This window comes from Streptomyces sp. R33 (genome assembly GCF_041200175.1).
In the GTDB taxonomy this organism is placed as follows: domain Bacteria; phylum Actinomycetota; class Actinomycetes; order Streptomycetales; family Streptomycetaceae; genus Streptomyces; species Streptomyces katrae_B.
Genome location: NZ_CP165727.1, coordinates 3,267,701 through 3,280,565 on the forward strand (window position 1 = coordinate 3,267,701; position 12,865 = coordinate 3,280,565).

Annotated in this window: 10 protein-coding genes; 4 read left to right on the forward strand and 6 right to left on the reverse strand. The window is 75.1% G+C overall.

What is annotated here, in order from left to right:
- Positions 1 to 63: 63 nt before the first annotated feature.
- The 4 genes from AB5J51_RS14675 to AB5J51_RS14690 all read left to right on the forward strand — a co-directional run bounded on the left by AB5J51_RS14675 (position 64) and on the right by AB5J51_RS14690 (position 2,387).
- Entirely contained in the window at positions 64 to 417 is a 354-nt protein-coding gene (locus AB5J51_RS14675; RefSeq protein WP_369777858.1) for an HD domain-containing protein, read from the forward strand.
- 183 nt (positions 418 to 600) lie between these two features.
- Positions 601 to 1,317 carry a hypothetical protein gene (locus AB5J51_RS14680; protein ID WP_053784651.1) on the forward strand — a complete coding sequence of 239 codons (717 nt, stop codon included), beginning with the start codon at positions 601 to 603 and terminating at the stop codon, positions 1,315 to 1,317.
- Positions 1,318 to 1,482: 165 nt separating this feature from the next.
- Positions 1,483 to 1,713 carry a hypothetical protein gene (locus tag AB5J51_RS14685; protein ID WP_369777859.1) on the forward strand — a complete coding sequence of 77 codons (231 nt, stop codon included), beginning with the start codon at positions 1,483 to 1,485 and terminating at the stop codon, positions 1,711 to 1,713.
- A complete protein-coding gene (locus AB5J51_RS14690) occupies positions 1,713 to 2,387 on the forward strand; it encodes a CPCC family cysteine-rich protein (RefSeq protein WP_078987111.1) in 675 nt (224 codons plus the stop codon). The genes AB5J51_RS14685 and AB5J51_RS14690 overlap by 1 nt, the downstream gene beginning before the upstream one ends.
- An 11-nt stretch (positions 2,388 to 2,398) precedes the next feature.
- On the opposite strand, the gene fxsT is transcribed toward AB5J51_RS14690, so the two are convergent.
- The 6 genes from fxsT to AB5J51_RS14720 form a co-directional block, all read right to left on the reverse strand.
- Positions 2,399 to 5,407 (reverse strand): FxSxx-COOH system tetratricopeptide repeat protein, encoded by a 3,009-nt coding sequence (fxsT, locus tag AB5J51_RS14695; protein WP_136224932.1) that lies wholly within the window; start codon positions 5,405 to 5,407, stop codon positions 2,399 to 2,401.
- Between the two features lie 64 nt (positions 5,408 to 5,471).
- A complete protein-coding gene (locus AB5J51_RS14700; protein WP_369777860.1) occupies positions 5,472 to 6,728 on the reverse strand; it encodes an HEXXH motif domain-containing protein in 1,257 nt (418 codons plus the stop codon).
- Positions 6,725 to 8,131, reverse strand: a complete 1,407-nt coding sequence (locus AB5J51_RS14705; protein ID WP_369777862.1) for an FxsB family cyclophane-forming radical SAM/SPASM peptide maturase — start codon at positions 8,129 to 8,131, stop codon at positions 6,725 to 6,727. The genes AB5J51_RS14700 and AB5J51_RS14705 overlap by 4 nt, the downstream gene beginning before the upstream one ends.
- Before the next feature lie 126 nt (positions 8,132 to 8,257).
- Positions 8,258 to 8,452: an FxSxx-COOH cyclophane-containing RiPP peptide gene (gene fxsA / locus AB5J51_RS14710; protein ID WP_030291354.1), complete on the reverse strand. Its 195-nt coding sequence runs from the start codon at positions 8,450 to 8,452 to the stop codon at positions 8,258 to 8,260.
- A 94-nt stretch (positions 8,453 to 8,546) separates the two neighbouring features.
- Positions 8,547 to 11,792, reverse strand: a complete 3,246-nt coding sequence (locus AB5J51_RS14715; protein WP_369777863.1) for an SAV_2336 N-terminal domain-related protein — start codon at positions 11,790 to 11,792, stop codon at positions 8,547 to 8,549.
- Positions 11,793 to 11,798: 6 nt separating this feature from the next.
- The gene (locus AB5J51_RS14720) at positions 11,799 to 12,857 is read right to left on the reverse strand and encodes a MoxR family ATPase (RefSeq protein ID WP_136224928.1); all 1,059 of its coding nucleotides are present in this window, start codon (positions 12,855 to 12,857) and stop codon (positions 11,799 to 11,801) included.
- Between the last annotated feature and the right edge of the window lie 8 nt (positions 12,858 to 12,865).

Sequence of the window (12,865 nt, forward strand, 5' to 3'; positions counted from 1 at the left end):
GCAGCCTGGTCCTGAGGTCGAGACACGTGCTGGGAGAGCGTCGAGGCGTGAGAAGGAAAGACAGTGGCTGACGACCTGTCCGCGGTGGCGCGCTTCCTCTACGAAGCGGGCACGCTCAAGCACACCCGGCGTACCGGCTGGTGGATGGCCGGCGTCAACGACCCCGAGAGCGTCGCCGAGCACTCGTGGCGGACGTCGCTCATCGCGTCGGTCATCGCGAAGCTGGAGGGCGCCGACCCCGTGGAGTGCATGCTCCAGGGCGTCGAGTACAAGGCCCAGGGCTACGAGAACGCGCAGCGGTGGATCGACAACAGCCGGGCGCGGCTCACGAACGGGACAGGGCGGCGGCTGGCCGGCGAACTGCTCGCGCAAGGGCCGTTGGACTGGCTGCGGAACGCCCTCGGCGAGAAGGCCTGACACGCTGCCCCCGGGGCGGCCGATGATCTTACCGATTCCTGACGCCCCCCTCTGGGGACGCTCACAAGTCCCCTGTCGCCTTTAGCGTGTTCGTACATCCCCGAGTGCGACCGGTCGGCGCAAGCCGCACCCGATGACGGTTCGACTCCGGGGAAGCCCGAAATTTCACGAGAAGGCGGAAAAATGACGGTCGAGACGCTTCCCCTCTGCGCTTACCCGGAGTGCACCAACCACCCCGAGGCGCCGACGCCCGGTAATCCCGAGCCCCGGTACTGCGCGCACCCCGACCACAACGCGCTGGGCGCGTTCCGCAAGTTCCGGGCCAAGCGGCAGCAGCGCAAGGACGAGAAGCGCCAGGCGGCCGAGGCCAAGAAGGCGGCCGGGGCGGCGCCCGCCGCGGACGCCCTTCCCGTCGAGCGGACGATGGAGTCCGCGAGGGAAGCGGCGATGCCGGGCATGGGCGGATCCGGCCCTCGCGCCGACCTCGTGGCGCTCATCTCCCAGCTGTCCACGGACCTGCCGGGCTACATCGAGGAACTGGCCATCATCACGGACTCGGCCGCCGCCGAGGAGCGCATCCGGACCGTGACCCAGGCCGCGGCCCAGCGGATCCTGGACGCCGAACAGCGCACCGCGCTGGCGGAGGAGGCCGCGGACATGGCCGTCGCCCAACTGGACGTGGCCAAGCACCGGTTCGAGGAGGACGCGGACAAGATCCGCGAGGAGGCCGCGCAGCAGGTGGCGGACGTGGCGTTCGTGCGGGCCGAGCTGGAGCGTTACCGCGAGCGGGTCGCCCAGTTGGAGGAGCGACTCGACGGCGTACGCGAGGAGGCGGACGCGGCCCGCCGGGAGCGCAGCGAGATCGCACGGCAGGCCGAACAGCACCGATGCGAGGTCTGACGACCGCCCCCGAACCGCCGAGATAGAGACGAAGGCCGCCCGGTCTCCTGGCCAGTGCCACGACGAGACCGGGCGCCGGGCGCAACGCGGTCGTACCGCGTCCGCCGTCTACGGCCGGGGTTCGAAGTCCCAGTACGGGCGGTTCTGTTGGCGGGCCGAGACCGTGTGGACGCGGCACTAGGCGACCACGGGCGGGACCTCGGACACTACGACGAGGACGACTACGCGAGGGGAGCGCACGACCTCATGTCCGGCCCGAGGCCGCCGGGAGTGCGGGAGAAGGAATCCTGGCTGGAGGGCAAGGTCGATTTCGACAGTTCCATTCGCCGGGACGGTTCGGCCACGAACGCCAACGCCGAGCGCTATTGGAACGAGCAACAAGGACTGGAGCAGTAGTGACCAGGCACGTATTTCCCTGCATCGTCTGCGGGAACCTCACCGTCGGCGTGCCGGGGAACCATGAGATCTGCCCCGTCTGCGGATGGCAGGACGACGGCGGGGACTACCGTGATCCCGACCGGTACGTGGGCGGCCCGAACCACGTCACGCTGCGGGAGGCCCGGGAGAACTACCGGGCGTTCGGCGCCAGTGAGCGCCGGCGGATCGACCGGGTCAGGCCCCCGCTCCCCGAGGAGGTTGCGGCTCCGCAGGCGGAAGCGGCCGACCTGGTTCCCGGCTGGCTCGATTTCGTCGACAACCCCGAAGCGGTGCGGACGGTGTACGGGGCGCAGCCCGTCCCGGAGCTCGAAGGGGTCGCCGTACGGGAGGTCGTGTGGCGCGTCGGAGGCGGACCGGAGCTGCTGATCAGTTTCGACCTGCCGGTCTACCCGGCCGATCCACCCCGCCTCTGGGCCGAAAGCGGATTCGACACCGTCCGGGTGCAACTCCGACTGATCGGTGCGGCCGCCGCGCTGGAGGCCTCCCAGGACTGCGACCCGGTCGGACGCATCACGCTCGGCGCCGGCGCCCGCACAGCCGTGGCCCTGTCCCTGGAAGCCGGCCGGTTCCGCGCGAGGGTGAACGCCGACGGGGCGCGGATCCACGAGGTGACGGCGCATCGACGGGACTGATCGTCCGCCGCCTACGGCTGGGGTTCGAAGTCCCAGTACGGGCGGTTCTGTTGGCGGGCCGAGACCGTGTGGACGTGTTGGGGGCCCAGGGTGCGGGTCAGGGCCTTGAGGCCCGCGTCCTCGTGTTTCTGGGCCTCCGTGTCCTCCCGGACCGAGCGGAGGTCGGCGGCCAGGGCGATCTGGGCGCTCAGGGTCATCGGATGGTCCGGGCCCAGGACCTGTTCGCAGTTTCGGAGGGTCTCACGGCTCAGGGACACCGCGTCCTCGAAGTGCCCGGTGATGTTGCGGTGCCCGGTGGCGTTCAGGGCGCAGCCCAGCGTCCACGGGTGGCGGTCCCCGACCGCGCCGCGCATGCCGACCAGGGCCTGTTCCGCCAGGTTGAGGGCCTCGACCCGTTCGCCCTGGGCGCGCAGGACGAGGCCGAGGTTGCCGACCGTGCCGATGCTGTACGGGTGGGCCAGCCCCAGCTGCGTCTGGTAGCCCCGGACCACCTCCTCCGAGATCCGGCGGGCCTCGCCGATGTCCCCGTACTCCCGCAGGTACGTCGCGTAGTCCGAGGCGACCATCAGGGTCCACGGGAACTCCGCGCCGAACACCCGCGTGGAGCGTTCCAGGACGCTGCGCAGCCGGGCCCCGGCGCCGGGGATGTCGCCGGAGCGGCGCAGGCACATGCCGAGGTTGTGCTCGGCGCGCAGGGTCTGGGGGTGGTTGATGCCCAGCACCTGGGAGTTGAGCTTGAGTCCCTGTTCCTGGCGGGCGAGGGCCTCCCGGTAGCGGCCCATCAGCCGCAGCCCCATCGCGCAGCCGATGCCGGAGGAGAGCGTCGCGATGTGCCGTACGCGCAGTACCCGCTCGCGCCGGCGCAGGGTGTCGAGGTCGGCGTCGTACGCCTCCTGGTAGCGGCCCAGCAGCCGCAGGGCGACCGCGACGTTGTTCTCGGCGTTCAGCGTCGTGGAGTCGTCCTCGCCGAGCAGCTCGCGGTAGCGGGCGAAGGCGTGCTCGAGGAGCTCGCGGGCCTGCTCGAACTTGGCGGTGCTGAGCAGCACCCCGGCGTACGTGCTGGTGGCGCGCAGGGTCTCCAGGTCCCGGTCGCCCCGCTCGGCGAGCAGCCGGTCGGCGACCGACTTGGCGAGGGTCTCGGCGCGCTTGAAGTGCCCGAGCATCCGCAGGGCGCCGCCGTAGTGGTAGCTGAGCTCGCGGACCTGGTCGTGGTCGTCGCCGAGCATCGTGCGCCACTCCGCGTCGGTCTGCTCGGCGAGCCGCAGGCAGGTGCGGTACTCCCCGGCGAGGATCAGGTAGCGCAGGCAGTGCAGCAGGAAGGTCTGGATCCGCGGGTTGCTGCTGGCCAGGACGCCGGCGCTCTCCAGGTGCGGGATCAGCTCGGCGTAGCGCGGCCACAGCCGGGAGTCGGAGGGCCGGCCCGGGTCGGCGCCGGCGAGGACCTGCCGGACGGCGCGGGAGAGCGGTTCGGCCTCCTCCTCGGAGAGGTTCTCGCGGACGATCCCGTGCACCATGCGGTGCAGCTGTACGGTCTCCAGCCCGCCGCCGCCCTCCTCCACGGACAGGTCGGAGTACTCGAGGCGGACGACGGAGAACTGGACGAGCTTGTTGAGGGCGGCGTTCCACCGGATCTGGTCGTTGATCAGCCCGGCGAGCTGCTCGGGCACGTCGGCGGCGGGGAATTCGCGCAGCAGCCGCAGCGGCACCGGCCCGGGTGCGAAGAACACGAACAGCCGCAGCAGGGCGAGCGCGTCGGGGAAGTTCTCCCGGACGTTGTTCAGCAGTATCGCGAGGGCGGTCGGGAAAGGCAGCGGGTAGTCGTCGGAGACGGTGACGGCCTCGCGGGAGTCCAGTCTGCGCTGGAGCAGGGCCAGGTAGTCGCCCACCGTCAGCGGGGAGTCGGCGAGCCAGCCGGCGGTCTGGTCGAGGGCGAGGGGGTAGTCCTCCAGGGCCTCGGCGAGCTGGTCGGCCTCCTCGCCGGTGAGCCGGCGGGCCCGGCGGCGGATGAAGGTGATCGACTCGGGCCGGGCGTACAGCGGGACCTCGAGGAGGCTGGTGTGCCGGGAGGCCCATTCGCGGTTGCGGGAGGTGATGATGACGTCGCCCGCGCCCGAGGGCAGCAGGTCGGTGAGGTCGTCGGGGTTGTCGCAGCCGTCGAAGACCACCAGCCAGCGGCTGTACGGGGATCCGCGCCGCAGTGCCTCCAGGACGGCCCGGATCTGCTCGCCGTAGCTGCCGGCGCCGCGCGGCAGGCCCATCGCGGGGGCCAGGTCGGCGAGCCGCTCGCGCAGGGTGGGCCGGTCCTCGGCGGGGACCCACCACACGACGTCGTACTCGGAGGCGAAGCGGTACGCGTACTCGGTGGCGACCTGTGTCTTGCCCACCCCGGACAGCCCCAGCAGGGTGACGGTCGAGGCGCCGGGCGGGGCGTCGGCGAGGGCGGCGCGCAGCCGGCCGATGACGTCGTTGCGGCCGGTGAAGCGCGGGTTGCGGCGCGGGACCCGGCCCCAGATCTCGGGCGGGTCGTTGGGGAAGCGGGGGCCGCGGCGGCCGGTCTCGGTGCCGATCCGGTCGGTGGGCAGCTCGAGCCGGCGCAGCACCCGGTACTCGGCCTCGTACGCGTCCAGGCCCCACAGGTCGGTCTTCTCCAGCACGGCGACGGCGCTGGGCAGCGGTGCGTCGGTGAGGCAGACGGCGGCGAACCGGTCGGGGTGGTGGTCGGTGACGGTGCGCAGGGCGGTGTTCCACTCCTCGTCGGTGTGGGTGCCGGCGGAGAAGTAGCGCTCGCTGAGGATGAGCAGGACCCGGCTGCCGCTGCGGGCGAGGTCGTCGAGGGCGGGGGTGAGGCCGGGGCTGGACTGCGGGTCCCAGCGTGCGAGGGCGACCCGGTGGCCGTGCTCCTCCAGGCGGTGGGCGATCCACACGGCCCAGGGCCGGTTGAACCCGGCGAAGCTGATGACGAAGCGCTGCGGCTGCGCGGCTCCGTCGCGGTCTCGGTCCTGCCGAAGTCCGGTGGTCATGCGGCCGTCTCCCTGGAATCCGGGCGATGGACGGGGTTGAAACGGTAGCGCAGCGGACGGCCCGTCACCCCTGTGCGAACGGGGCGAGTTCGGGGTGCTGCGCGCACCAGGCGCGGCGTTCCCGGTCGACGGCCCGGCGGGCGACGGCGTGCTGGTCCCCCGGCGGCGGCAGCTCGTCCATGGCCCGTTCGGCCGCGGCCATGGCGGCGGTGAACTCCCGTCCGGCGGTGGTGAGTTGCGGGTTCTGGTGCAGCACGGGGAGGACGGCGGCGACCTGGGCGCGGATCCGCGCGTGCTGGGCCCAGGCGCCGCGGGCGCCGTAGAGGGCGGCGCGCTGCCAGTACCCGGCCAGGGCCAGGTGGGCGTACGCGCCGTGCAGGAGTCCCTCGAGCGGGCGGGGGTCGCTGCGCCAGGGGGCCCAGTGCCGGGGCGTGCGGTCGGCGGTGTGCAGGGTCAGGACGTCGGCGAGGGCGGTGAGCTTGCCGTGCTGGACCTCGTGGACGAGGGTCGCGGCGAGCGCGGGCGGCGCCTGGGTGCGGGCGAGCACGGATCCGGCGGCCGCGGGCAGGGTGGCGCCACTGGAGCGGGAGCCGCCGCCGAGCGGGACGACGGAGCGCAGCAGCAGGCCGATCTCCTCGGCGCGGGCGGTGTCGTACCGGTCGAGCAGGGTGAGCGCGCCGGACCACTGGGTGTCCCAGCGTTTGTGGCCCTTGGGGGTGAGCCGGCGGGCGGGGCGCACGGGCGCCGGGTGGGCGGGGCCGGGGGCCCGGTAGGGGTCGAGGTCGTCGAGGGCGGTGCGGCCGCCGGGCAGGGTGTGCAGGGCGAGCGCGGCGGGGTCGTCGGGGTCCCAGGAGCACTCGGTGAGGGCGAGCGGGCCGGGCCGGGCGGGGCGCAGCAGCCCGAGGGTGGGCAGGACGAGCCGGCCGTGGACGGGCTTCAGGGTGGCCTTGAAGGCGATCCCGGAGCGCAGGGCCGCGGCGACGGCGAGGGCCCCGAGGTGGCCGAGGTCGGCCGGGGGGCCGTACGGGGCGTGCAGCCGGCGCAGGGTCTCCTCGGCCCACACCCCGGTGGCCGGGTAGTGCAGGACGTCGCGGACGGCCTCGGGGTCGTGCCGTTCGGCCTCCTCCAGCAGGGCCCAGTGGTCCGCCGCCTCCCCGGCCCGCCCGCCGGGGGCGGCGTCGAGCACTCCGCGCAGGATGACGAGCCGCTTGGAGCGGCGGATGTCGCGGACCAGGCGGGTGCCGTCGGCGGAGGGCTCGGTGGAGGCGAGGGCGCCCAGGGTGGCCGAGGTGACGGCGAACCCGGTCAGGGGGGCGGTCATGAGGCGGCCGCCCGGGGCGGCGCCTGGCCGGCGGCCGACGGGCCGGCTGCCGGGCCGGCGGCCGACGGGCCGGCAGCTGGGCCGGCGTCCGACGGATCGGCGTCCAACGGGCCGGCGGCTGCCGGGCCGAGGGGGCCGGCGCCCGGGGCGGCGGCGTTCTGGCGGTCCCCCGCCTGCGCGGCGGCCTTGTGGAGCGACGCCGCGATGTGCCGGATGACGACCTGGAGGTCGGCGCAGTACACGGAGGGCCGGCGGAAGCCCTCGCCGGCGCGGTAGCGGTGCGGGTAGTGGCCGCCGCCGCAGACCTCGACGAGCTCGCAGGAGCGGCAGCCGTCGGCGAGTGCCTGCCGGCCGAGCTGGCGGGCGGCCAGCCCGGGGTGGTCGAGGAACGCGTCGAAGCTGTGGCGCTCCAGGGTCATTCCGGTGGCGGCGGCACCCTCGTAGGCGGATTTGAGCGAGTCGGCCTGCTCGATGGCGCCGTCGGTCTCGATCACGGCGGTGGTGGCGGGGGCGAGGCCGAGGGTCTCGGTGGCGGCGGGCAGTCCGAGCAGCAGGGCGATGATCTCCTCGAAGATCCGGATCCGGGTCCGCAGCACCGTGTCGTGCCACCAGCGTTCGAAGACGGCGAGGAGCCAGTCGGCGTACGGGGTGCCGGGCGGATGGTGGCCGGGCGGCGGGGTGCTCCAGTTGGCCAGCGGCAGCAGCAGTCCGATGACCGGCGGGGCGAAGGCGAGCAGGGACTCGTACGTCTCCACCGGGTCCTGGTCGAGGTCGACGACGCAGAGCACCCCGGCGTAGCTCTCGGGGTGCCGGGCGAGGAGGCGCAGGCCCCGGGCGGCGGCGCCGAAGCCGGGGCGTCCGGTGTGGTCCACGCGGCGCGTGTTGTGCGCGGGCAGACCGCCGTCGAGGCTGACGCCGATGCGTATCCCGGCGGCGGCGAGCGCCGCGAGCCGGCTGCGGGTGAGCAGGGTGCCGTTGGTCTGGACGGTGGCGGTGACCCGGGTCCGCGGCGAGGTCCGGGCGAGGGCGGCCCGTACGGCGTCGACGGGGGCGGCCAGTTCGGCGGGGGCGGTGAGCAGGGGTTCGCCGCCGTGCAGGACGAGGTCGACGCGGGCCAGGTCGTGGGCGGCGGCGTGCTCGGCGATGCGGTCGGCGGCGCGTGCGGTGGTGGCCGGGGACATCGCGGCCGGCTGGCCGCGCCAGCCCTGGTCGGCCATCTCGTACACGTAGCAGTAGGTGCAGGCGAGGTTGCAGCGGCTGCGGGTCTTGAGCACGAACTGCCGTATCGGGTGCGGGCGGTGGCCTGCGGCGCGCAGGGCGGGCACGTCGAGCGCGGCGTACGGCCACGGCGCGTGGATCCGATGGGAGGGCAGCACGACGTCGCTCGTGTTGGTCTGCCTCATCGTTCGTACCTCCCGCGCCGCGGACGGTGCATCCCTGCCCGGCGGACGGCACCGGCTAACGGCGGAAACGGGACAACTGTGGCTGCTCTGCGTGTCCTTGGGAATGCGGTGCGTGAGGGGGCCGCGTCAGGCCACTCCGGAGTCGAACGCGTTGAGGATCTCGGCGGGGTGGGTGACCCGCTGCACCATGCCTTCGATGACCCGGGCGAGCACGGGATGGTCGATGCCGCGCAGTGCGGCCAGGTCGAACCCGGAGAGGTCCGGTAACTGCCCGGAACAGGCGGTGCCCGCCGTTTCCGCTTCCTGCTGCCGAGTCACCATGGGCTGCCCGTCCCCCTGTCGAGTCGCATTCAACCTGGCCCCGCCGGCGTTCGAGGCGCGGGGACACTTGCACAACGGCGGCGCACGCAAAGGCTCACAGCCCCGCCTCCAGGGTGCGGACCCGCGACTGCAGGGCATCGCGCCGGTCCGCGGCGGGCTCCCCGAGCCGGATCCACAACTCCACGGCCGAGCGGTACGCGTCCAGCGCCGCCCGGGGCCGCGCCAGCCGCTCGAGCACCTCCCCCCGCAACTCCTGTACCCGCGCCGCCAGTTCCACCGCCACGTCCCGCCGCGCCTCCCGGTCGGCGGCCAGCGCGGACCGCCAGGCCCGGCGGTAGGAGTCCGCGGCCCGGTCGAGCCGGTCCAGCGCCCGGGTGTGCGCGTGGATCTCCTGCTGGACGTCTCCGTGCTCGCGCCAGGCGCCGGCCTGCTCCAGCGGACTGCGGCTCTGCCGGACGGCCAGCTCCAGCAGGTACTCCGCCTCCCGCAGGTCCACCACGTCGCCCTCGTAGCCGTGCCGCAGCCGCAGTCCCGCTGCGAGCCGCATCAGCCGCTGCGCGGAGCGGGGGTCGGACTGCGGGACCGCTGCCCGGCTGTCGCGCAGCACCCGTACGGCCGTCGAGGTGAACCGCCGTCCGTCGGCGGCCCGTGCCCGGTCCAGGAGTACGTCGCCCCACTCGGGCAGCAGCTCCCCGTAGGCCTCGCCGTCGCGGGGGATCAGCCGGCGGGCCCTGCCGTACGCCTCGGCCGCGTCCTCCAGCGCCGCCGCGTCCGCGTCGCGCGCGTACCGGGCCCGGTGCACCCGCGCCAGGCAGACCAGGGCGGCCAGCCGCAGCTCCGGATCGCCGGTGGACTCGGCCAGCGCCAGGTCCAGCTGGCCGGCGGCCTCCTCCAGCCGCCCGGGCAGGTGGCGCAGGGCCGTGGCCAGCTCGACCCGGACGCGGGCGGCCGCCGCTCCCGACGGCTCGGCCGCCAGCCCGGCCGCCAGGTGCTCGGCGGCCTGCCCGGCCAGGGCGGTGCGTTCCTGCGGGTCGGGGGTGCGGGGCAGCAGCGCCAGCAGGACCCGGCCGAGGGCGGGCCGCACCGCCGGGTCGGTGGCCGGGCCGCCGGTCTCCGCCTCCAGTGCGGACCTCGCCTCGCGCAGCGCGCCCGTGTCCTCGCGGAGCTCGCCGAGGCGGACCAGGGTCTGCGCCCGCCGCACCACGCAGTCGAGGCGCAGCCGCGGGTCCAGGTCCGGGTCTGCGGCGCCGCCGACGGCCGCGAACTCCCGTTCCGCCGCTGCCAGCAGCTCGGTGTCCGGCTCGGCGGCCAGGGCCTGCTCGTACAGCACCCGGCCCAGTACGGCCCGGGCCGCCGGGGTCCCGATGCCGGACACCGTCCGCTCGGCCTCCGCGAGCAGTTCCGGGTCCCGCTGCCCGGCCCACAGCCGCAGCAGGACGGCGGCCAGCTCGCACTCCGCCTCGCCCGGCGGGTCCTCGGGCCCGGCGGGTGCGGCGACGGCCCGGCGCAGTACGGCGACGGCCTCGTACAGTCCGCGCTGCCCGCCGTCGCCCCCCTGGCGGTCCTGGGCGGCGAGCCGGTCGCGGGCCGTGCGCACCGCCCAGGCCCGGCCGGGCGGGGGTGCGACGGGCTCGGCGACCGCCGGGTCCTCGGCGGGCGGCCCTGGCAGGTAGCGCCGTACGACGCGGGCCGAGACCTCGGCGAACGCCTGCGGGAGGCGCCCGGCGGGGACCCGCTCCTCGCCGCCCTCCTCGACCACGGGCGCCCCGGTGAGCTGGGAGACGGCCAGCGCGGGGAAGTTCCGTACGCCCCGCCCGAAGTGCGCGAGGACGTACTCCGAGCAGTGCTTGAGCACCAGCGCGGCCTCGTCCCGGCCGAGCGGCCCGAGCAGGACGTCCTGGACGCCGGGCACGAACTCGTACCACTGCCCGGCGGACCGGCCGCGCCGCAGCAGCCCGCTGAGCAGCACCTCCGCCAGGTCGGAGGGCTCGGAGTCCGGCAGCATCGTGCGCTGCACGAGGGCCATGACGGGCAGGGTCAGCGGCGCCGCCGACAGGTACACGGCGAGCTGTACGGCGCGGGGCGAGGCGGAGGCGCGGAAGCGGCGCACCAGCTCGCGCGGCGGGCGGACGGCGCGCGGCGGCGGGACGGGCGCCGCGGGGTGGTCGGCGAACACCCGGCCCACCTCGGCGGGGACGGGTCCGGTGCCGAGCCCGGCGACGAGGCGGGCCCAGGCGCCGAGCGCGGTGGCGCTGGGGGGCAGGACGGGGACGGTCAGCCCGCCGGTGGGCCGCCCGGCGCGGGCGGGCCGGTCGGGCCGGAACCGCAGCTTCCCGGAGCCGCCCTCGGCGCGGGTGAGGGTGCCCCGCTCGGTCGGCAGCCAGCTGCGGCTCCACAGCCGCTGCGGCAGCGGCTGGACGACGACGCAGGGCGTGCACTCGGCCCAGCGGTGCAGCAGCCGCTGGGCCTCGCCCTCGCGCCAGAGCGCTCCGGCGCAGTCGGAGACGACCATGGTCAGGGCCCGCCCGGTCGGGTCACGCAGCTGGTCCCCGGAGCGCAGCCGGGTGCCGGGGCCGGGTCCGCGCCCGACGGCGGCCCGGCCGTCGCCCAGCCGGTGCAGGTAGTGCACCTGTACGTCGCGGAAGGCACCGAGGCGCTCGCACACGGACCGGAGTTCCTCGAACATGTCGTGCCACACGGCCATCGACGGCGAGGCGTCCATGACGAGCCGTACGGTCGCCTCGCGCCGGCTCTCCGGACGCAGCACCGGGATGACCAGCCCGAGGGCGCGGGCGCTGGCCTCGGCCGTGGCCGGCTCGTCGAGGACGAGGCGGGTGGGCGGGCCGGGCGGGCGGTGCCGCTGGAGGGCGCGCAGGGCCCGCTGGATCTCCAGGATCCGGGGCAGCGCCGCCGCTCCGGGAACCCGTACGGGCACTCCGGCGCCTGCCGGGAACTCGGCGGCCTCCTCCGCGACGGTCCCGAGGACCCGGGAGGCGTAGAGCCTGACCGGGTCCTCGGGTTCGGGCTCGGGCCGTACGGGCTCCTCCTCGGGCGGCGGTGCACCGCCCGCGGTCCGCGGCCGCCGGCGCGGGGCCGTCGGGTCCCGGTCCGGGGCGGCGGGGACGGGCGGGCCGATCCGCCCGGCCAGCCACAGCGCGTCGGCGAGCTCCTCGGCGGTGGGATCGAGCCCGGCGGCGCGCAGCAGCCCGGCGAGGTCGCGCAGGGCGGCGGGGACGGGCGGCGGGTCGAAGGAGCCGGGAAGGGGGGCGAAGGAGCCGGGAGCGGGAGGCCGGTCAGGGACCGGTGGCTGTTCGGGGACGGGTGGCCGGTCGGGGGACACGGGCGCTCACCTCGGGCGGTCGAGGCGCTGGATGAGCAGGTCGGCGAGGTCCTCCCGGGTGGGCGGCGCGGCGTAGTGGGTGAGGTAGATGGCGTTCAGCAGCTGGTCGGCGGCGACGAGTTCGGACTGGGAGCGGCTGAGGAACTCCCGGATCAGGTCGGCCCCCAGCTGGGCGGCCTCCTCGCCGAGGTGCGCGCGGACCATGGTGGCGAGCCGTTTCTCGCCGGGCTGCCCGAGCTTGAGCTGGATGCAGCGGCGCAGCAGCGCGGCCGGGAAGTCCCGTTCGCCGTTGCTGGTCAGGATGATGAAGGGGAAGGCCCGGCAGCGCACCCGGCCGCCCTGGACGGTGACCTTCGCCCCGTCGTCGGTGAGCACCTGCACCTCGGGCTCGGTGTCGGCGACGCGCTCGAGCTCGGGCAGGGCGAACTCGCCCTCCTCCAGGACGTTCAGGAGGTCGTTGGGCAGGTCGATGTCGCTCTTGTCGAGCTCGTCGATGAGCAGGACGCGGGGGCGTTCGGTGGGCAGCAGGGCCGTCCCCAGCGGTCCGAGCCGGATGTACTTCCCGATGCCGGGGGCCCGGCCGGTGCCGGGCGGTGTGCCGGCGCCGGTGCCGGTGCCGGGGGCCGCACCGGACAGGCCCCCGCTCGCGGCGATCTGGACGTCCTGGAGCCGGGCGATGGCGTCGTAGCGGTACAGGCCCTCCTGGAGCACGGTCCGCGAGACCACGGGCCAGCGCAGCACCCGGCCGAGTTTCAGCTCGTGGGCGACGGCGTGCGCGAGGGTGGACTTCCCGGTTCCGGGGTAGCCGGTCACGAGCAGCGGCCGGCGCAGGTACAGGGCCGCGTTGATGGCCTCGAGCTCCTCGGGTTCGGGCCGGTGCAGCTCGGCGGCCTGCCGGTGCGCACCGAGGCGGCGCGCCACGTTCCCGTCGGCCGTGTCCGCCAGTCCCCCGGGCTCGCCTACGGGGCCGCCGTCGAAGTCCCGCCACGGCGGCGGATCGGGCAGGGCCTCGATCCCGTCGTGGGGTTCGCCGACCCCCCGGTAAATGAGCCATTCCTCGTTCACGGCTGCTC